Here is a 19,570-nt window from a genome sequence, read left to right as displayed (position 1 = left end):
AGCACAATTGGTTCACACCCATGCCTATTTATTTCTTCAACCGCCCCGCCGCCAAACTTTTCAGCAAGCTTCCCCTGCGAACGGTTCTGATTGTTCCCTTTGTTTTGCAAACTGTAAGTGTAGTCGGGCTAGCGAGCTTTCTTTGTTTCAAAAGCGGTCAGGAATCAGTTGAGAATGTAGCGCATCAGTTAATCGAACAAGTAGGAGAACGGATTAGCGATCGCCTCACCGATCCTGATGGGCTGTCGGCAATCAATACCTTTCTGGCTCGGCTGCACTTCTCTGGATCGGGACAGACTTTTATAATGGATCGATCGGGGAATCTGATTGCCACATCCACACGAGAAAAACCCTTGGTGACGCCAGCAAAAAACCAACCGACGCCATTGCTAGCCATCAACAGCAAGGACGCCCGAACGCGAGATATTGCTCGACAACTCGCCAACCGATTTGGCAACTTCCGCACCCTGCAAACAACCCAGAAATTTACCCTGGCGAACAACCGCGATCGCCAGCGGGAGTTTGTCCGCGTCACTCCCTATCGAGATTTCCGTGGCTTGGATTGGTTGATTGTGGTGGTGGTGCCAGAGTCTGATTTCATCGCTCGCCTTCAAGCAAATACACGCAACACATTGTGGTTGTGCGCCGGTACGCTGCCGCTGGCGATCGCGATCGCATTGTTGACTTCCCGTTGGGTGACAAAGCCAATTATGCGCTTGAATACCGCCGCCAAAAATGTTGCCAAAGGAAAATGGGATGAACCTTTAGAAATTAGACGCTTGGATGAAGTCGGAGAACTGACCAATTCCTTTAATCTTATGGCAGCACAACTGCAACAGGCTTTTACAGACCAAAAATCTTTAAATGAAGCTTTAGCGCAAAGCGAGAGCCAACTCAAGCAATTTATCGAAGCCATACCTGCGGGAGTATCTATCCACGATGCCTCCGGTCAAGCCGTGTACTTCAACGAAACTGCCAAGCATTGGCTCGGCGTAGAAACTATCCCCGATGCGACTTTACAAGAAGCAGTAAAAGTTTATCAAATGTACCGCAAAAACCAGCCGTATCCAACTGAAGAACTGCCCGCATTCCGAGCGCTGCGCGGCGAAACCGTGTTCCTTGACGATTTAGAACTTCGTCGAGATGGGAAATTTATTCCTTTTGAGGTGCGCGCCACACCAATTTTTGACGAAGGCGGAAACATTATTTATGCCCTGATTATTTTTTATAACATCGCACAGCGCAAACAATCTGAAAAAATATTAACTGACTACAATCGCACTTTAGAATCCGAAGTTGCGGAACGTACCTACGCTTTAGCTCGTGCTAACGAAATATTACAATATGAAATAGCCGAGCGCCAATTGATCGAGCAAAAACTTTACACTTCTACCGAGCAAGTTCTACAAATATTTGAGTCAATTGCAGATATTGTATTAATTTTTGAATTGCCAGAAAAAACAATCAAAATTATACCCACCAAGGGCATTTCTCACTACAACTATCAGACGAGTCAGATTGACTCGATCATCGAACAATTTTTTCATGAGGAAAGCGAGGAGATTTATTTTGCTCAAGTTCGACAGGCATTGGAAATTAAACAAACGATTAGTTTTGATTACAGCCAGCAGATTAATAATCAAGAAGTTTGGTTTGCTGCTAAAATTTCGCCGCTGTCCGATCGCTCTGCGGTGTGGGTAGCGCGCGACATTAGCGATCGCCAGTTAGCCGAATCCCGACTGCTGGAAGCCCAAAAAATTGCCCGTATTGGTAGTTGGGAACACGATATCGCCACAAACACAACCACTTGGAGTGAGGAACTCTATCGCATTTACGAGTTCGATCCGACTCAAAAACCGCTGCTAACCGAACAATTAATCGAGCGTTTTCATCCAGAAGATCGATCGCGCTATGTCGCAATACTTCGCGATCGAGCTATGTCGGGACAAAGCTTTGAAATCGATCTGCGGCTGATCCGAAGAGATGGCTCGCTCTGTTACATAGAAGTCAGAGGGAAACCGCTTTACGATGAAAAAGGGCAGTTGATGCGTTTGTTTGGCACTGTCTTGGATATTAGCGATCGCAAACAAGCCGAGTCAGCTTTGCGAGAAAGCGCGCAGGGGGAACAAGCCATCGCCCGATCGATCGATCGCATCCGTCAGTCCTTAGATATTGACACAATATTCAAAACTACAACCTCTGAACTGCGACAAACCCTAAAATGCGATCGTGTCGGTATCTATCGTTTTAATCCTGATTGGAGCGGGGAATTTGTTGCCGAATCACTGGCTCCGGGCTGGATATCTCTGATGCAACAAACTGACGATTTTAATTTTCCAAACACTCTCCTCGAAGACTCTCGCTGTACCGCGAAAACTATGCAAGCCTCCGGTGAACCAGTGCGAGATACCTATCTACAAAGAAATCAAGGCGGTATGTATGCTAGAGGCGTTCCTTACCACATAATTGAAGATATATACAGCGCTGGGTTGAGTCCTTGTTACCTGCAACTGTTAGAGCAATTTCAAGCTAGAGCCTACGTTATTTTTCCTATATTTTGCGGCAGTCAACTTTGGGGTTTACTCGCCAGCTATCAAAATTCTGCACCCCGCACTTGGCGCGAAGCAGAAATCAATATTGGGGTGCAAATTAGCACTCAACTGGGAGTCGCCTTACAACAAGCTCAATTGCTCGAAGCCACTCAGCAGCAATCGCTACTGCTCCAACAAGCCGCCTGGGCAGCAGAAGCAGCCAACGTCGCGAAAAGCACTTTCCTGGCAAATATGAGCCACGAACTCCGCACCCCGCTCAACGCAATTCTGGGATTCTCCCAATTGATGCAGCGTTCTACCAACCTCAGTCGCGAACAGCAGGAAAATATCCGCATTATCAACTGCAGCGGAGAACACTTGCTAGCTCTGATCAATCAAATATTAGATTTAGCCAAAATAGAGGCGGGACGCATTACCCTCAACCCAACAGACTTTAAATTAAGCAGCCTGCTGAACGATGTAAAAGAGATGTTCCAACTTCAGGCACGGGAGCAACAATTACAGTTAACATTTGACTGCTCTAGCGATATTCCCGAATACGTGCAAACCGATCAACTTAAGTTGCGCCAAGTTTTAATTAATCTGCTTTCTAACGCTATTAAGTTTACGAAAGAAGGAGGCATTGCGGTAAGAGTAAGTGCGGATAGGGATCGTGAAAACCAGCAATTACCAATCACTGATTATCAATTACATTTTGAAATAGAAGACACTGGTTTCGGCATGGCTCCTGAAGAGTTAGAGCGGCTTTTTCAACCGTTTGTGCAAACCAAAACAGGGGCAGCATCTCAGCAGGGAACAGGCTTGGGACTGGCTATCAGCCAACAGTTTATCAAGCTGATGGGTGGCATCATTACTGTGTGCAGTGAAGAAGGACGCGGCACAACCTTCGCGTTTGATATCTCCGTCAGCGCCGTTGAGGCCCCGGCGACTCAACCCCTACAGCCGCCGCGTCGGGTGATAGCTCTAGAACGCAACCAACCGCGCTATCGTATTTTGATTGTGGACGATCGAGCCGACAACCGCCAACTGCTGATCGAACTCCTCGCTGCCTTTAACTTTGAACTCCAAGAAGCCAGTAACGGCATAGAAGCTATTGAAATGTGGTCGAGTTTTGAGCCACACTTAATTTTTATGGATATGTGGATGCCCGTGATGGATGGACAGGAAGCGACGAAACGTATTAAAGCCACGGTTAAAGGTCAAGCTACCCCCATTATTGCCCTGAGTGCCGGTAACGCCGAGGAAGCGCGAACCGTTACTGTATCAGATGATTGCGATGACTTTATCCACAAACCCTTTCGAGATACAGAAATCTTTGCCACGCTGCACAAACATCTCGGAGTGCGTTACATTTACGATGAACCGGAGAGTGTTCCCGACTCAACTCAAATCGAAGCTCCCACTCCAGAGACTGTTGCAGCTTTACCCGCAGATTGGCTGGCAGCTTTAGAGAAAGCCACAATTGAGTGCGATTTAGAGTTAATACTTATCCAAATTGAACAAATTCGCGATCGAAATGACGCTTTAGCTAGTGCTCTAGCCGCATTGGCTAACGAGTTTCAGTTCAACCAAATACTAGCTCTCATCCATCCCGAAATAAAATAAAAACGATATTATATCGGGTTTGTATTGAGTACGACCGTCCTCATAAAACCCGCTCGGACGGTCGAATTCACTACAAACCTATAAATGTTATTTTACCAAACTAGATATGAATCGCGAACCAACTCCCGTCTTAAAAGGGAATATTTTAATTGTTGATGATATTCCGGCTAATTTGCAACTTTTAGCTCAAATACTCTCGCAGCAAGGCTACAAAACACGCACCGCACCCGACGGCAAACTAGCTCTGCGGTCGATCGAATTAACTGCTCCTGACTTGATATTGCTGGATATCATGATGCCCGGTATGGACGGCTACAAAGTCTGCCAAGCATTGAAAGCTTCTCCCACAACCAAGGACATTCCGGTTATTTTTATCAGTGCTTTAAATGAAGTGTTTGATAAAGTCAAAGCCTTTGAACTTGGTGGTATAGATTATATCACAAAACCGTTTCACGAACAAGAAGTTCTGGCCCGCGTCTCAAATCAACTCGTGCAGCGCCAGTTGTTTCAACAAACGCAATCCTACGCCCAGCAACTCGAACAAACCGTAACTGAACTCAAGAAAACTCAAGCTCAGTTAATACAGAAGGAAAAAATGGCTTCTTTAGGTCAGCTAGCGGCAGGGATTGCTCACGAAATCAACAATCCCGTCAGCTTTATCTACGGCAATCTTGCTCTAGCGGCGGACTATGCGCGAGATTTGCTTCGCCTCGTGGAATTGTACCGACATTACTACCCGCACCCCCTTCCAGAAATTATCGGCGAATTGGACGAAATTCAACCCGACTTCATCGCAGAGGATTATCCAAAACTGCTGAATTCGATGAAAGATGGTGCTTCTCGGATTAGTCAAATTGTGATGTCTTTGCGCAACTTCTCCCGCCTTGGCGAACAAAAGTACAAGTCAGTGGATATTCATGAAGGCATTGACAATACTTTAGTTATTTTGCAGCACCGGCTGAAGGGAGCAAACAAAGCTGGTGAGATAGAGGTCATTAAACACTACAGCCAACTGCCAAGAGTCACCTGTTACGCCAGTGAATTAAATCAGGTGTTCATGAACCTGCTAAGTAATGCTATTGATGCCCTGCAAACTCAACCGTCTCCCCGAAAAATTACCATCAGCACTTCAGTAAGTTGTGAGTCAGAATCGGCCCTGCACAATCAAGATTCAAAATTAGCCACTCACAACTATAAATCGGTTGTTATTCACATTGCCGATAACGGTTGTGGGATGAGTGAGGAAGTGCGCCACCAGATATTTGACCCATTTTTTACTACGAAGCCTGTAGGCAGCGGTATTGGATTAGGGTTGGCAATCAGTCACGATATTGTAGTGGAAAAACATCGAGGGCAAATCAGTTGTATTTCTGCTCCGGGCCGAGGAGCCAAGTTAATTGTGCAGATTCCGATCTGTGTTAAATCTTAACTGTTAAAATGTTAACAGACGGAGATGAGAGATCAGATAGATTGTAGCCAATAATCTGTAGGGAAACGGCATTGCCGTGTCCGGCGCGGGAATTAGGGAAACGGCAATGCCGTTTCCCTACTGTTCGCAGTAAGGACTATTGTATTTACTTTAAATCGAGCAATCCGCTCGTTTTCAGCTTGGGATTAAACCGAATTTCTTCAGTTACACCGCGAGCTTTCAGCAGGTAGAAAATTTCATTTTCTACGCGCCGGGCAACATTTTTCAACAATTTATCTTTGGCAATTTCATCGGCGAAGATACCTTCATAATTTGCCGTTTCTTGGGCAGTCATCACAGTTTTGGTGTCGATGGGATCGTTCCACTTGGCAGCATCGACACCGTTACCTTGGGGTTCGGAACCGTTTTCTGCAATCCAACTCGAGCGGATGCTTTCTAGAATAGTGCGGCTGGGTTTGTCGATAGTTTGGACTTTCAGCCAGTAGCAGTATTGGGTTTGCCGTACCAAATGCTGTTTGAGGCTGAGGTAAATATCGCGAGAATAACCGACAAATTGCAGGACTTTCTCGTTGTCAAAAATTGCGTAAACGCCAATTTTTCCCTGGGTAAAATCGGGCAATTTCCCCTCGGAGTCAATGTAGGGAATGAATTCTAAGCTGGCGAGAGAGTGAATTTCTTCTGTCATCCGATTTTAGATTTTAGATTTTAGATTTTAGATTCAACCACAGATGAACCAGCCTTGACCTAACTCTTGAAAACGCGATAAACGGCACAGAGGCGGCTTGGTTTAAATATTTTGGCTTGGAACATGAAATTAGGCGGGACGTTGACGATCGCAAAATCGCTCGATTCGTGATACTTTTCAAATTCAGCAGGCATTCCCTTCGGCGTCTCGCTGCTGTAAGGGACGGGCTGAAAAAGTAACTCGGCAAACTCAATGCGCGAGCATTGCAATTGTAGAGCTACTTGTTGGAGAAAGCTTTCACCGGTTAATGAACCGAACAGTGCAGTTTTAGCATCAGGTTCGAGGACAAAACTGCTATCGTAGCTTTCAATAATCTTAAGACCCATTTTCTGTGTACTCCTGACAGACGGCGGTTAACGGTTATCAGTTATCAGTTAACTGTTGATTGAGCGATCGACTTAATCCTGAATTTTACATGAGATTGACCGTTTTGAAGGCAGAACGTATGCGGCATGAGGTCAATCGATTTTAGATTTTAGATTTTAGATTAAAGAATTGAAGCATTGACCCCACGGATAAATTCGGGGGGCAAGTTTCATCGGATACAGGTTTTTTATTTCTGGACGGATGAATCTGGGGGCTTGTATCCTGGATGCTTTCGGTCAATAAAAATACCACAATCCCGAAAATTTGACAAATAGCCCTGATTTATTTGCCGATCGCTTTTATCATGTCCCTATCGCCATCTATCAGACTACGACTAAAAGGCTATGCAGAAGATTGAAAAAGCATCATTCCCAGCTTTGAGAAGTGCCCCGAACCAGCCGGATTGGCTAGAATTCGCAGAATACGCCTCTGTTGCCGGTTCAGCGATTGGCGCGATTGCTGCTGGATTGTCGGGCCAAATTCTCTACGCTGTTGCCCCTTTAACCGCCGCACTCTCGCTGAATCTCGCCAATCGCCAGCGTTTCGAGCAACAAATGCAACACAAGGCAAATTCTGCGATCGCGGACGTACAGGCCGCTGTAGAACGTCGATCGCAGCAAGTTCAGATACTACCTGGACAACCTGCGGAACTCTACACCGCTGTCTCCGACTTGCAGCACAAAATCCTGGGCTTGGAATCCGGCGCCATCGCCGAGGTACAAGCTGCCGTAGCCTCCCTCGAACGCCAAGCGCAGACGCTTCCGGCAGATTCTCAGGAGTTCAACAGCATCCTGTTGGATTTGCAGCAAAAAGTGCGCATTTTGGAAAATAGTGCCCTCAGAGAGCATGATTGGGAAAATGTCAACGTCCGATTTTTATTGGTGAACGAAAAGTTAACTGAAGTTAAAACTCTTACAGCTCAGTTGCAGGAGCGATCGAACGAAGTAGACTTGGAGACAATCCAAGCTTCTGTGAAGCAATTGCAGGATTTGCTCGATCGACCCACAATAGACACAGAAATGCTGCAAACCGAGATGCAGCATTTGCAGCAGCAAGTTTCCGAATTGCAGCGGCAAAATCAAGAAATTGTCAAGCCTTATTTGCAGCGTCTGACTCGCGCCGTGAAGAAACTATCAACAAATTAGTCGTTAGTTATGAGTTTTTCGTAGGCTGCTGCGCGCACTTTCCCTCCTTCTTTCGTAGGGTGCGCCGGGCCGCGCACCTTACCAATTACCAATTACCCATTACTAAATTTTTGCCAAGCTTGCCAGAAAATATAAATCGATAAGATTGCCAAGAGCGATCGAAAAGCTAAACTAACAATACGATCGGGCAATCTCGGCAAAAACCGCGTGCTCACCTGCACCCCCAACAAACCGCCGCCGCCCAGAATCAACCCCACAACCCACAAAACATTCCCGCGCGCCGCGTGTCCAGCCGTCGCGGAAATGGCCGTGATGACGATGACGCCCAAGCTCGTTTGAATTGCAGTTTTAATGCTTTCTCCTAACAGCAAAATTTGCAGGGGAACCATAATCACGCCGCCGCCTACGCCAAACAAACCCGCTAATAAACCCGCAGCACTGCCGGTAGCAATTTTAGCAAAAGTTGGATGGAATAAAATATTTGAATTTTGTGGTAATTGGTAATTGGTAATTGGTAATTGAGGATTTTCCCCTTGTCCCGCTTGTCCTCCTAGTTCCCCTTGTTCTGCTTCCGCTTTCTTCTTAGCTGTCACGCGCTTGCGAACTTCAATTAAATAAATATTCAGCCACAGCAACAGCCCAAAACTAAGTAACAGCAAGTAAGGCGGAAATATCCCCGCCAAATAAGCACCGATTTGTGCTGTGATGACGGCGGGAAATCCGATGCCGGCGACTTGACTCAAGCTGAGGTAGCCCATGCGCCAATTCTGGATGCTGCCAGAAATAGCTGTAATGACGATCGACAAACCGCTAGTAGCAACCGCTTGCACCGGAGTGTAATTGAGAGTCACCAACAAAGGCACGATCACCGTACCGCCGCCGATACCCAAAAAACCAGCTAGAATTCCGGCAAAAAGTCCGGCCGCACCCAGAATCAATAATTCACTGATAGTCATTAGTCATTAGTCAGTAGTTAACAGTCAACAGTCAACAGTCAACAGTTAACAGTTAACAGTCAACAGTCAACAATCAACAATCAAATTTTAAGAGTCATTAGTTGTGCCGTCCGGCATAATTGCCCGCCTCAAATCTGCATCGCGGAAGTTAGTTCGATTGAGATTAGCATCAATCAAAACCGCTTCCATCAAAATAGCCCCGCTAAAATTAGACCAGCAAAGCTTTGCCCGGTACAAATTAGCACCGCTCAAGTTAGCTCTTGCCAGCGTTGACCAACTCACATTAGCAACTCTCAAATTAGCATTGCTCAGATTAGCTTCGCTCAGATTAGCTCCAACCATCGTTACTTGGCGCAAGTCTGCACCAGTCAGGTTGGCCCCGCTTAGCATCGCCCCGCTAAGAATTGCCTGATTCAGGTTAGCTCTTTCTAAAAGCGACTCGCTAAGGATGGCATTTGTCAGGTTTACCGCTTTGAGAGTTGACCAACTCAAATTTGCTTTCATCAAATTAATGCGAATCATGCTAGCGTCGGTTAAGTTGGCCGCAAACAAATTCGCTTCGGTAAAGTTGGCTTCGGTCAAATTAGCTTCCGTCAAATTAGCCTTGGTCATGTTGACTTCTCTCGCCATTGAGCCGCGAAGGTTGGCTCCCATCAGGTTAGCCCCGCTGAGATTGGCGCGGCTCAAATCAGTACCGATCAGATTTGCTTCGGTCAAATTAGCTTCTGTCAAGTCCACCCCTGGCAATTTCACCTCGCGCAAGTTCGCTCCCGTCAGGTTAGCGCCTTTGAGGTTTGCGTCTTGGAAATTCGCTCTGGTAAAGTTAGCCTCGCTGAGGTTTACGCCTTGTAAGTCGGCCCCGGCGAGGTTAATTTCTCGAAAATTTCTTTCTCCGGCCGCATATTGCCTCAGAATTCGATCGGCCTCCATGTCATTCGCCTCGCAATTGTTTTCAAACGTTAGAGTGATGGGTGTTACCACATCATCCCAGATAACTACGGTATTCACCCTGCACGTGTAGTATCTGTAGAATCTTTGCACTGCTTTCCTGGCAATGCTGTGCTGCTGCCTCCTAAAAGGCCTGACAAATATCAACGCTTCTGAGAAAATCAACAATAGGGTAAAACTCTCGGCACTGGGCACTCAAACAGCCAGCAGCAAAGAAAAACAGACAACTGAACAACAGACAACTGACAAAGGAAATTTTAAAATGCCTGAAAATTTGAGAAGCCAAGCTGTGACTGGGGGCGTGCAGCGCGCGCCCAACCGGGCAATGCTGCGGGCAGTCGGTTTTGGCGACGGCGATTTCACTAAGCCGATTGTGGGGATTGCCAACGGGTACAGCACGATTACGCCCTGCAACATGGGATTGAACGACCTCGCTTTGCGGGCTATTGCGAGTGCAAAGGAAGCCGGGGCAATGCCGCAGGTGTTCGGCACGATTACTATCAGCGACGGGATCTCGATGGGAACTCAAGGGATGAAATATTCTCTGGTGTCGAGAGATGTGATTGCGGATTCCATCGAAACTGTTTGCAACGGCCAAAGTATGGACGGGTTGCTGGCTGTCGGCGGTTGCGATAAAAATATGCCGGGGGCAATGATTGCGATCGCCCGCATGAACATTCCTGCTATTTTTGTTTACGGCGGCACAATCAAACCCGGACACCACAACGGACGGGATTTAACCGTCGTCAGCGTTTTTGAAGCAGTCGGTCAATTCAGCGCCGCCAAAATTGACGAAACAGAACTCAATGCAGTGGAACACAAAGCTTGTCCCGGCGCTGGTTCTTGCGGCGGAATGTTCACCGCAAATACGATGTCGAGCGCTTTTGAAGCGATGGGCATGAGTTTGCCTTATTCTTCGACAATGGCTGCTGAGGATGCCGAAAAAGCTGATAGCGCTGCCGAATCTGCAAAAGTTTTGGTGGAAGCTGTCCGCAAACAGTTGTTACCCAGCCAGATTTTGACTCGCAAGGCTTTTGAAAATGCGATCGCGGTAATTATGGCAATCGGCGGTTCAACCAATGCTGTGCTGCATTTATTGGCCATTTCAAATGCGATCGGAGTTGAACTGTCCCTCGACGATTTTGAAACTATTAGAGCGAAAGTACCGGTGCTGTGCGACCTCAAACCCAGCGGCAAATACGTAGCAACCGATTTGCACAAAGCCGGCGGCATTCCTCAAGTAATGAAAATGCTGTTAGAACAGGGTTTGCTGCACGGCGACGCGCTGACAATTACCGGTCAAACTGTTGCTGAAGTGTTGGCAGATATTCCAGCCGACCCCCGCACCGACCAAGATGTCATCCGCCCTTGGAACAACCCGCTTTACGCCCAAGGACATTTAGCAATTCTGAGGGGAAATCTGGCAACAGAAGGAGCCGTTGCTAAAATTACTGGCGTTAAAAAACCGATAATTACCGGCCCGGCGCGGGTATTTGAATCTGAAGAAAATTGTTTGGATGCAATTTTAGCGGGCAAAATTCAAGCCGGAGATGTGATTGTGATCCGCTACGAAGGGCCCAAAGGCGGGCCGGGAATGCGCGAAATGTTAGCACCAACTTCGGCAATTATTGGCGCAGGTTTGGGCGATTCTGTCGGGTTAATTACTGACGGTCGCTTCTCTGGCGGAACTTACGGCATGGTTGTAGGTCACGTTGCACCAGAAGCGCAAGTTGGCGGCACAATTGCTTTGGTAAAAGAGGGCGATTCGATTACAATTGATGCTAAAAAACGCTTGTTGCAGCTCAATGTTTCTGATGCAGAATTGGAGCAGCGGCGCGCTCTTTGGCAGCCTCCTAAACCTCGGTATACTAAAGGCGTTTTGGCTAAATATGCTAAGTTGGTTTCTTCTAGCAGTGTTGGTGCTGTGACTGATTTGGGTTTGGGTTAAAGTAGGAGTTCTTGTAACCGCAGATCGAGGCAGATAAACGCAGATGAACGCAGATAAAATCCTATCTGCGTTCATCTGTTTCCATCCGCTGATATCTGCGGTTACAAAAATCCCAAATTAACTGCGCTGATTCAAAAAGCGGCCTGCCATCGACATGGCGTCAGTAATATCTACGTCGCCGTCTCCATCTGCATCTAAAAACGTATTCAAAACGGGATTGCTGCCTGGGGCTGGGTTTTGGGCGTTGCTGCCGGTTTTTAGCAAATTCAGCACCAGCGGCACCAAAACAGGTATCATCGCCTGCACTGTGGCGTTATTCAAACCGGTTCTGTGGGCGATATCGTTTACTATCTGCGTCAGTTCGCCTGCTCCGAACAAACTCTGTACCGCTTCCGGATTGGGATTTGTGCCGCTAAATTCGTTGACAACTTCTTGAGCTTGTGCGTCTCCCGACTGCGATCGCACGTTTTGCAATGCCGATCGCACGTATCCGCCCAAAACCGACATTGCTAGCTGAGTCGTGCCCGTATTGACGCCCTGGTTGCTGCTCAACTGCTCTACCGCACCCAAAATGTTGCCCAACTCATTGGGACTTGCTTGTTGGTTGGGATTGTCGATCGCGCTCAAAATTTGGTCAAATAGTCCCATAATTTTTGCTCCGTACAGTTGTTTCTCAACTTTAAATTATAGCAACTCCTGTTTTTCAAGATTACGAAAAATTGTTTTGAGTTGGGTATTATCACTCATCTATTGGCCTAGCGACAGCCAGTCAATCGATTTTAGATTTTAGATTTTAGATTTTAGATTAAAGAATTGAAGCATTGATCCCACGGATCAATTCGTGGGATTGTTTATCGGATACAAGTTTTTTATTTCTCCACTGATGAATCCGGGGGCTTGTATCCTGGATGCTTTCGGTCAGTAAGCAATCTCATACAATTTTAGATAGGAGATTTGAGATTGGGAATGAATTATGACATCAGAGTTTAGATTACGGGCTTAGAATGGTCTTCTTTTTTGAAAGGACTATAAAAACTGATAATTTTTATTTTTTTACAGTTCCTCTCTCCTCGGACTTGGTTGGCAACTTCTCGTTGCCGAGGGAATTATCTTCGCGAGAAATTGGAGGTTCTAAGAGCGTATTTGGCATTAAATCATCCTGCTTAATCGGCAGGGCGATCGTAAATTCCGTCCCCGTTCCCACCTCCGACCAAAAGTTAATTGTCCCGCCGTGTTTCTTGACAATAATTTCGCGGCCGATTGCCAATCCCAAACCAGTACCTACACCTCTCGGTTTAGTCGTAAAGAATGTTTGAAACATTTTTTCTTGACTTGCTGCCGCTATTCCCGTACCGTTATCGGAAATTCGCACTACCACTGAGTCTTCGTCTAAGTATTCTGTAGCAATCACAATCCTGGGCAAAAAACTCGGTGCTTCGTGTTTGATTGACTCCGAGGCCGATTGTTTTTTCGCCTCCTCAAAACTTGTTTTCTCACTTTTTGCTTTCTCTTCCACAGCATCTAGTGCATTGTTCAGAATGTTCACAAACACCTGGTAAAGCAAACCCATGTAGCCTTCAACATTCGGAATGTTCCCGTAATTTCGCACCACTTCAACGCCCTGTTTGATTCGGCTGTTGAGAATCAGCAAACTGCTGTCTATGCAGGCGTGCAAATCGACGGGATGAGGGGCCGCATCGTCGAGGCGAGAAAAATCTTTCAAACTTAAGATAATAGCTTTGGCTCTTTCAGCGCCTACTTGCATCGAGTCAAATATTTTCATCAAATCTTCTTTGAGAAAATCGATGTCTATTTCTTCGCCTTTCTCGATCACTGCGGCAGGCGGCTTGGAAATTTCTGTTTCGTAAGTGTTGAGCAAATCTAAAATATCTTCAACATAATGTTTCGCCGGGTCGATATTAGCATATATAAAATTGATTGGGTTGTTAACTTCGTGAGCAACACCGGCCAACATCCGCCCCAAACTTGCCATTTTCTCATTTTGAAGTATGTGGCTTTCTTGTCCGGCTTTCAATTCTTCTAGCAAGTGATTTACTTTCTGAATCAGTTGATTCAGCGAAGCTGCCAATACTCCCACTTCATCGGTGCTGGTAACAGGTACTTGCAACTGAAAATTAGACTCTTGGGTCACTCGCTGAGCGATATTAGTTACAGCGGCGAGGGGTTTGGCGATCGCCCGACTGGTGAAGCCCGCCAGCAGTGCTGCAACGACGATCGACAGTGCCATGCTACCAAAAATTATTTGCACCCGCAGCGCCTGCGCTCGCAGCAGGGCCTCCCCCGCTGCATCTTCTTGTTCTTGGGCGCGATCGATAATTTCTGCTATATCATTGACCGCCCTATCTAGTTCCAACCCAATTTTATCTCGATCTAAATTCGACAGCAACTTGCGTTTAACACTTTTTTGAGCGGGATTATTTGGCAAATCACTTATTTTTTGATTGACAATTTCTAGCTGATGAAGGTAATTAGACAGTAGCGAAGCGTAATTGGTTCTAAAACTTTGTAAACCTTCTACCTCTTCCATGTCTTTATGACTTTCAATTTCAGATATGGACAACTTCAAACTGCGGGTATTGTTTTGTAGCTGTTGGTATTTGCGGTCAAATATTTCAGGCTGTTCGATCCAGTAAATCAGCCGCTCTTGGCTGTTTTGCGTCCGCAGTAAAGCCACCTGCAACTTATTTAAAAGCCGACTTTCTAGATCGATGTGTACTTGATTGTTCGTTCTGCGATAGTAATGATTCCCCGCCACCATCCCGACAGTCGTTCCCCCAATCGCAACACAAAGAGCCAGTGCGTACCCACGCCAGATTTTGTCGCTAATACTGAGGTTGCTAAAGGAACGGGCTATTTGAGCGAAATAATTAAGCTTTGCTGGCTGGCTCTCTTTGATGTTATGCTCGCAAGAGGTAGCGAGTGTTTGTGAAGGCTGATTCAGATGTTTGAGCTGCATAGATGCTAACCTGTGAATAATTCACGCACTGACAATTCAGTCTAACTTAAGTCGTGACTGATTTGAGAGTACGGCATGGATAATTAATTTGATAATTTTTGTGAATTAGGACGCTTTTACCTTGCCTGAGAAACCCGGTTTCTCGTTTCTACTTTCGGAGCTTCCAGGACGCACTGGCGTTAAAAAACCTGGTTTGTGTGTACTTAATGTCATATTGGTTTCTTAATAAAAAAGTATTGCTCGACTCGCTATTAAATAAATAAGTAGGTATCTGCAAATAAACTGGTCTGCGGTTCGGGCAGGTGATAAGCTGTAGCTGAGTAGTCGTGCAAGCTACAATTTCAGCAAGAGGGCGATCGCACTTGTCCGTCCCGCTGGCGCTCAAACTCCGCAAATCGCGCCCGCAGACGGACAGAATCGGGTTTGCGGGCTGGTGCAGTACGATCGGGCGCTTCGCCATACCATTTTAGATTTGAGATTTTAGGTTTTAGATTGGGAATGACTGATGGCTATCGGGCTTTGCAGCTTGTCTACAGTTGCATTCTTTTTTTTAACTCGTAAGCTGTCGCGCATTTAATTTGTAAGCTACTGTTTACTTAAACTCTGGTGGCGCGGGCAGGAGAACCCGCGATCGAGTTTCAATCTAAATGCCAAATAGCTTATCACTTCCGAATTCTCATGAAAATGTAAAAATCAAAGCATAACCATTTTATTTGCCGCTTTCCTCATGCCTTTGCCGCGCCTGTTAACCTTAATTGCTGCTTTCTGCCTCGCCCTGGGGCTGATTATTGGGCTCGTGAGTTCCTTAACAGGGCTTTACAGTCAAGTTGCGTGGTCTGCTTCTCCGCTGCTGGCTAATTTGCTGATTTTCCTGATAATTGTACTTTTGGGAACGTTAATTTTTGCGCTATTTTACTATTTTAGGCTGCTGCAACGCCCGCAGAAAGTTAAGGGAAAACGACCCATTAATCCTAAGGTTCCTGTTGTAAAAAGTGAAGCTGCTTCGGAAAATCTCAAAGCAATCAGGCAGCAAGTCGATCGCATTCAAGATGAAGTAGCGCGGCAAGCTTTGCTGTTGAGAGCCCGCGAAATTGAAGCTAGCATGGCTCGGGGCAGCGTTCGAGTAGTTGTTTTCGGCACCGGTTCTGCGGGCAAAACTTCCGCTGTCAATGCGCTGGTGGGGCGGATGGCGGGACAGGTGGGCGCGCCGATGGGAACTACCGAAGTTGGGGAAACTTACACTCTGAAATTGAAAGGAATCGATCGAGAATTAGCAATTACTGATACTCCAGGCATCTTGGAAGCGGGAGTAGCGGGAACTTACAGAGAAGAATTGGCGAGGCAGTTGGCGGCGAGGGCAGATTTGATCTTATTTGTTTTGGACGGCGATTTGCGAAAATCCGAGTACGAACCGCTGCGGACTTTGGCGGAAATTGGCAAAAGGTCGATCGTGGTTTTTAATAAAGTTGACCTTTATCCCGACACCGACAGAGATGAAATTCTCGATCGGCTGCGGCAGCGAGTCAAAGGTTTTGTATCAGCAATGGATGTAGTAGCGATTAGCGCCAATCCGCAAAAAGTTGTACTAGAAGACGGCACAATTTTTCAGCCAGACCCGGATATTATGCCATTAATTCGGCGCGTCGCTGCGATTTTGCGAGCCGAAGGCGAAGACTTAATTGCCGACAATATTTTGCTGCAATCTCAGCACTTGGGAGACCAAGCGCGCAAGTTAATTGACGCTCAAAGGAGACGGCAAGCTGATAAAGCAGTAGAGCGATTTCAGTGGATCGGGGCCGGAGTAATTGCTGTAACGCCTTTGCCAGTTGTGGATTTGTTAGCTACAGCAGCAGTTAACGCTCAGATGGTAGTAGAAATTGCCAAGATTTACGGCTGCGAATTAAATATCGATCGCGCCAAAGAATTGGCATTGTCTCTAGCAAAAACCCTAGCCAGTTTGGGAATAGTTGAAGGCGTAATTCAAGTAGTGTCAAGGGCGCTGCAATTAAGCGTAGCCGGGTTTGTACTTGGCAAAGCCATTCAAGCAGTAAGTGCCGCTTATTTAACCCGAATTGCCGGTAAAAGTTTTATTGAATATTTCCGTCACGACCAAGATTGGGGCGATGGTGGCATCACCGAAGTTGTGCAAAGGCAGTTTCAGTTAAATAGGAAAGACGAGTTTGTCAAAGCATTTGTCAAAGATGCGATCGCCCGCGTTGTCGAACCTCTGAACATCTATCAGCAAGAATCGGAACCAGAATTAGAAATGTCAGCCGAATTGGAACCAGAACCTTTGTATCAGTCGCCGCAACACGACGATTGGGAAACCCACACCAACAAGCGAAACGATGAGTGGTAATTAGTAATATCAAGCCCGGCTTAAATATCCCCCGGATTTCTCAGTCTGCGCAGGCCGACTTTGTTTGACTCTTGAGCGGTTGAAACCGCAGATTGAGGGGTCATGAACTAATGTTGCCCCAGCAATAAATAAACCATCATTTCTCCTTTATCTTTAATCTCCAGCGCATCACGCATTTTAACCGAAAATTTATCTTTTATTTGTTTAAATTTAGAAATTAAGCATGGGTGCGTCGAAACCGATTTTTTTCACGGAAAAACTTCGTTACAGCAAGCAAGCAAAAGTAAAAGAAATAGGTTTTTGAGAGCATGATTGCGTCCTGAACTCAAATTTATACTAATTTGTCACGCACAGCGAAAGCTGTGGCTAAAACTTCATATTGCGAGTAAATTTGATCGGCTTCGGCGTCGATTGATGGACTGGCAAGTTGATTTACTGCTTGCTGGCCGTTTTGAAACCAAAAATATCCCACGATTCCGACCGCTGGCTGGTGCAATTTGCACTAGAAAAGAGACTACCGGAACACTTTGCAGGGGTAATTTTCCCGAAATTCCCACAATAGCCGGATTCAAAAGTACGATCGACATCGCGGGCAGTTGAGAAATGGGCGTAATTTTTTAATCAGATACTCTTTCAGTCTGAGGTGCCGCATTATATTAAGAAATATGACAATAATTTTACACATTAGGGAGAGTCCGGGGGATCGGGTCAAACCATCGGATCGAGCGATCGGATCGAACACAACTTTGATAAGATGTAAGATTCACAACAAAATTTGCTATTGTCCGTCGGGGTAAAAACAATGAGCGATCGACCAATTATTCTCGGTATTGTCGGAGACAGCGCAGCGGGCAAAACCACCCTGACGCGGGGAATTGCCCAAGTATTGGGGCCAGAAAATGTCACTGTGATTTGCACTGACGACTATCACCGCTACGACAGAAAGCAGCGGGCAGAAATCGGAATCACAGCATTGCATCCCGACTGCAATCACCTCGACATCATGCAGCAGCACCTCAGCTTGCTGCGCACGGGACAAGCAATTCTCAAACCCATCTACAACCACACCACAGGTACATTCGACGCGCCGGAATACATCAAGCCCAGCAAATTTGTCATAGTTGAAGGTTTGCTGGGTTACGCAACCCGAACAATCCGCGATTCTTACGACGTAAAAGTGTATCTCGCTCCTCCCGAAGAGTTGCGAACTCAGTGGAAAGTTAAGCGGGATATCATGAAGCGCGGTTATACTGAAGAACAGGTGCTTGCAGAAATAAAAAAACGGGAACCGGACTCGGAAGACTTCATTCGTCCTCAGCGTGAATCGGCCGACGTTGTAGTTAGTTTTTACCCGCCCGAAGCGGACAATGAATCGAATTTGAGCGTCCGTTTAGTGCTCAGGCCGACAATTCCTCACCCTGATTTTACTGAAATTTTAGGTCTAGGCAGCGAGAGTTTTAAACCTGCAATTCGCTTGGAACTCGATCGGGATATGGGCAAACCTGTTGACGTTTTGGAAGTAGACTCCCACGCTACCAGCGATCAAGTAAACGAATTGGAAATGATCTTGTGCAGCGAGTTGCCACACCTGCGGGGATTTTGCACCGCCCAAGGCAACCCGGAAATTGGCAAACTGATCGGCACAACTGGCGAAGTTTTGCAAAGTTACCCGCTAGCTTTGACGCAGTTGCTGGTTGCGTATCACATGATGAAAGCAATTCACGTGTATTAATTGAGACAACTCGGCGGTTGAAACCGCTCAAGAGTCAAACTTTCGTCCGCGCAGGACGCTCGATTCGCCGAACGTCCTGCGCGGACTAAATAGTGGTAAGGTGCGCATTGCCAGCCCTGTCAAGGTGTTCCTTATTTAGGCATTGTTCGTGAGTCTTGAACGGCAACGGTCGCTGGCGACAAGCTTGGCAACTTTACGAGTAGACTGATGGAGCGCGACCGTTGCCGTTCTCTTCGACGCACAAGAGCGATCGGTATACTTGTGGAAGCTTTAAGCAAGTTGGCTTCGCTGTTGGAGCGCTCGCAATCATCAGTATTTTCAAGGGGAGCAGGTAAATGTTAGATGCCATCTTTGAACGGTTTGTCAAGCACAGTCCTGTCAGCGTCATGGTACGCGGCTTAATGGAGCGAGTATTCAACGCAGAACAACTCGATTCTCTATTTGAAAATCATGCCCGGAGCCAGTATACGCGAGAGCTGTTATTCTCCAGCATTGTAGATTTAATGAGCCTGGTTGTCTGTGGCATCTATCCCTCTGTGAATGCTGCATATAGAGCCAAAGCCTCCCAACTCAATGTGAGTCGAACCGCAGTCTATGACAAACTTAATGGCATTGAACTAGATGTGAGTGCTGCACTGCTACGAGAAACTGCTGCCTCTATGACTGATGTGATGCAGTTTCTGGGAGGGAGTCCATCAAAGTTATTAGCTCCTTATCAACTCAGAATCATTGGGCACTGTTCTCTTAAGGCGTGAGTGCTAGGATATTTGTGCAGCATAGAGTACAAGCTTATGAAGTGTATCCATTG

At 46.5% G+C, this 19,570-nt stretch carries 15 protein-coding genes; 8 read left to right on the top strand and 7 right to left on the bottom strand.

Features of this window, described 5'->3' with window-relative positions; translation table 11 throughout:
* Positions 1-20: 20 nt before the first annotated feature.
* Positions 21-4,157 (top strand): ATP-binding protein, encoded by a 4,137-nt coding sequence (locus QUA13_RS23730; RefSeq protein WP_333202479.1) that lies wholly within the window; start codon positions 21-23, stop codon positions 4,155-4,157.
* Positions 4,158-4,263: 106 nt separating this feature from the next.
* Positions 4,264-5,586, top strand: a complete 1,323-nt coding sequence (locus QUA13_RS23725; RefSeq protein WP_333187340.1) for a response regulator — start codon at positions 4,264-4,266, stop codon at positions 5,584-5,586.
* 145 nt (positions 5,587-5,731) lie between these two features.
* On the opposite strand, the gene QUA13_RS23720 is transcribed toward QUA13_RS23725, so the two are convergent.
* Both QUA13_RS23720 and QUA13_RS23715 read right to left on the bottom strand, forming a co-directional pair.
* The gene (locus QUA13_RS23720) at positions 5,732-6,271 is read right to left on the bottom strand and encodes a GIY-YIG nuclease family protein (RefSeq protein ID WP_333202477.1); all 540 of its coding nucleotides are present in this window, start codon (positions 6,269-6,271) and stop codon (positions 5,732-5,734) included.
* Positions 6,272-6,330: 59 nt separating this feature from the next.
* Positions 6,331-6,657, bottom strand: coding sequence for a hypothetical protein (locus QUA13_RS23715; RefSeq protein WP_333202475.1), 327 nt, complete (start codon positions 6,655-6,657; stop codon positions 6,331-6,333).
* Positions 6,658-7,041: 384 nt separating this feature from the next.
* On the opposite strand from QUA13_RS23715, the gene QUA13_RS23710 reads away from it, so the two are divergent.
* Complete coding sequence (locus QUA13_RS23710; RefSeq protein WP_333202473.1) at positions 7,042-7,842, top strand: hypothetical protein; 801 nt, start codon at positions 7,042-7,044, stop codon at positions 7,840-7,842.
* A 92-nt stretch (positions 7,843-7,934) separates the two neighbouring features.
* Here QUA13_RS23710 and QUA13_RS23705 read toward each other — a convergent pair whose 3' ends face one another.
* On the bottom strand, positions 7,935-8,798 hold the full coding sequence (locus QUA13_RS23705; RefSeq protein WP_333202471.1) for a sulfite exporter TauE/SafE family protein: 864 nt from the start codon (positions 8,796-8,798) through the stop codon (positions 7,935-7,937).
* An 87-nt stretch (positions 8,799-8,885) separates the two neighbouring features.
* Complete coding sequence (locus QUA13_RS23700) at positions 8,886-9,728, bottom strand: pentapeptide repeat-containing protein (RefSeq protein ID WP_333187564.1); 843 nt, start codon at positions 9,726-9,728, stop codon at positions 8,886-8,888.
* 280 nt (positions 9,729-10,008) lie between these two features.
* Between QUA13_RS23700 and ilvD the strand changes: the two genes are divergently transcribed.
* A complete protein-coding gene (gene ilvD, locus QUA13_RS23695; RefSeq protein WP_333202469.1) occupies positions 10,009-11,694 on the top strand; it encodes a dihydroxy-acid dehydratase in 1,686 nt (561 codons plus the stop codon).
* A 117-nt stretch (positions 11,695-11,811) separates the two neighbouring features.
* On the opposite strand, the gene QUA13_RS23690 is transcribed toward ilvD, so the two are convergent.
* Together QUA13_RS23690 and QUA13_RS23685 are read right to left on the bottom strand one after the other, a co-directional pair.
* The gene (locus QUA13_RS23690) at positions 11,812-12,342 is read right to left on the bottom strand and encodes a DUF937 domain-containing protein (protein ID WP_333187329.1); all 531 of its coding nucleotides are present in this window, start codon (positions 12,340-12,342) and stop codon (positions 11,812-11,814) included.
* Between the two features lie 397 nt (positions 12,343-12,739).
* Positions 12,740-14,671, bottom strand: coding sequence for a HAMP domain-containing sensor histidine kinase (locus tag QUA13_RS23685; protein ID WP_333202467.1), 1,932 nt, complete (start codon positions 14,669-14,671; stop codon positions 12,740-12,742).
* 326 nt (positions 14,672-14,997) lie between these two features.
* Between QUA13_RS23685 and QUA13_RS23680 the strand changes: the two genes are divergently transcribed.
* Both QUA13_RS23680 and QUA13_RS23675 read left to right on the top strand, forming a co-directional pair.
* Positions 14,998-15,141 (top strand): hypothetical protein, encoded by a 144-nt coding sequence (locus QUA13_RS23680; RefSeq protein ID WP_333202465.1) that lies wholly within the window; start codon positions 14,998-15,000, stop codon positions 15,139-15,141.
* 257 nt (positions 15,142-15,398) lie between these two features.
* The gene (locus QUA13_RS23675; RefSeq protein WP_172186598.1) at positions 15,399-17,030 is read left to right on the top strand and encodes a YcjF family protein; all 1,632 of its coding nucleotides are present in this window, start codon (positions 15,399-15,401) and stop codon (positions 17,028-17,030) included.
* 331 nt (positions 17,031-17,361) lie between these two features.
* Here QUA13_RS23675 and QUA13_RS23670 read toward each other — a convergent pair whose 3' ends face one another.
* Positions 17,362-17,526, bottom strand: coding sequence for a hypothetical protein (locus tag QUA13_RS23670; protein ID WP_333202461.1), 165 nt, complete (start codon positions 17,524-17,526; stop codon positions 17,362-17,364).
* A 306-nt stretch (positions 17,527-17,832) separates the two neighbouring features.
* Here QUA13_RS23670 and QUA13_RS23665 point away from each other — a divergent pair, with 306 nt between their 5' ends.
* On the top strand, positions 17,833-18,762 hold the full coding sequence (locus tag QUA13_RS23665) for a phosphoribulokinase (RefSeq protein WP_172186600.1): 930 nt from the start codon (positions 17,833-17,835) through the stop codon (positions 18,760-18,762).
* 335 nt (positions 18,763-19,097) lie between these two features.
* Entirely contained in the window at positions 19,098-19,517 is a 420-nt protein-coding gene (locus tag QUA13_RS23660) for a hypothetical protein (RefSeq protein WP_333202459.1), read from the top strand.
* The last annotated feature ends 53 nt before the right edge of the window (positions 19,518-19,570 follow it).

Source organism: Microcoleus sp. S28C3 (assembly GCF_036700785.1).
GTDB classification, from domain to species: Bacteria; Cyanobacteriota; Cyanobacteriia; order Cyanobacteriales; family Microcoleaceae; genus Microcoleus; species Microcoleus asticus.
This window is presented reverse-complemented; position numbering and strand designations above follow the sequence as displayed.

What these genes read in the sequence shown, in the direction of transcription:
- QUA13_RS23725 (WP_333187340.1), top strand. Translation starts at nt 4,264, where the DNA reads ATGAATCGCGAACCAACTCCCGTCTTAAAAGGGAATATTTTAATTGTT.
- QUA13_RS23705 (WP_333202471.1), bottom strand. Translation starts at nt 8,798, where the DNA reads ATGACTATCAGTGAATTATTGATTCTGGGTGCGGCCGGACTTTTTGCC.
- ilvD (WP_333202469.1), top strand. Translation starts at nt 10,009, where the DNA reads ATGCCTGAAAATTTGAGAAGCCAAGCTGTGACTGGGGGCGTGCAGCGC.
- QUA13_RS23690 (WP_333187329.1), bottom strand. Translation starts at nt 12,342, where the DNA reads ATGGGACTATTTGACCAAATTTTGAGCGCGATCGACAATCCCAACCAA.
- QUA13_RS23720 (WP_333202477.1), bottom strand. Translation starts at nt 6,271, where the DNA reads ATGACAGAAGAAATTCACTCTCTCGCCAGCTTAGAATTCATTCCCTAC.
- QUA13_RS23730 (WP_333202479.1), top strand. Translation starts at nt 21, where the DNA reads ATGCCTATTTATTTCTTCAACCGCCCCGCCGCCAAACTTTTCAGCAAG.
- QUA13_RS23660 (WP_333202459.1), top strand. Translation starts at nt 19,098, where the DNA reads ATGTTAGATGCCATCTTTGAACGGTTTGTCAAGCACAGTCCTGTCAGC.
- QUA13_RS23675 (WP_172186598.1), top strand. Translation starts at nt 15,399, where the DNA reads ATGCCTTTGCCGCGCCTGTTAACCTTAATTGCTGCTTTCTGCCTCGCC.
- QUA13_RS23665 (WP_172186600.1), top strand. Translation starts at nt 17,833, where the DNA reads ATGAGCGATCGACCAATTATTCTCGGTATTGTCGGAGACAGCGCAGCG.
- QUA13_RS23715 (WP_333202475.1), bottom strand. Translation starts at nt 6,657, where the DNA reads ATGGGTCTTAAGATTATTGAAAGCTACGATAGCAGTTTTGTCCTCGAA.
- QUA13_RS23710 (WP_333202473.1), top strand. Translation starts at nt 7,042, where the DNA reads ATGCAGAAGATTGAAAAAGCATCATTCCCAGCTTTGAGAAGTGCCCCG.
- QUA13_RS23700 (WP_333187564.1), bottom strand. Translation starts at nt 9,728, where the DNA reads ATGGAGGCCGATCGAATTCTGAGGCAATATGCGGCCGGAGAAAGAAAT.
- QUA13_RS23685 (WP_333202467.1), bottom strand. Translation starts at nt 14,671, where the DNA reads ATGCAGCTCAAACATCTGAATCAGCCTTCACAAACACTCGCTACCTCT.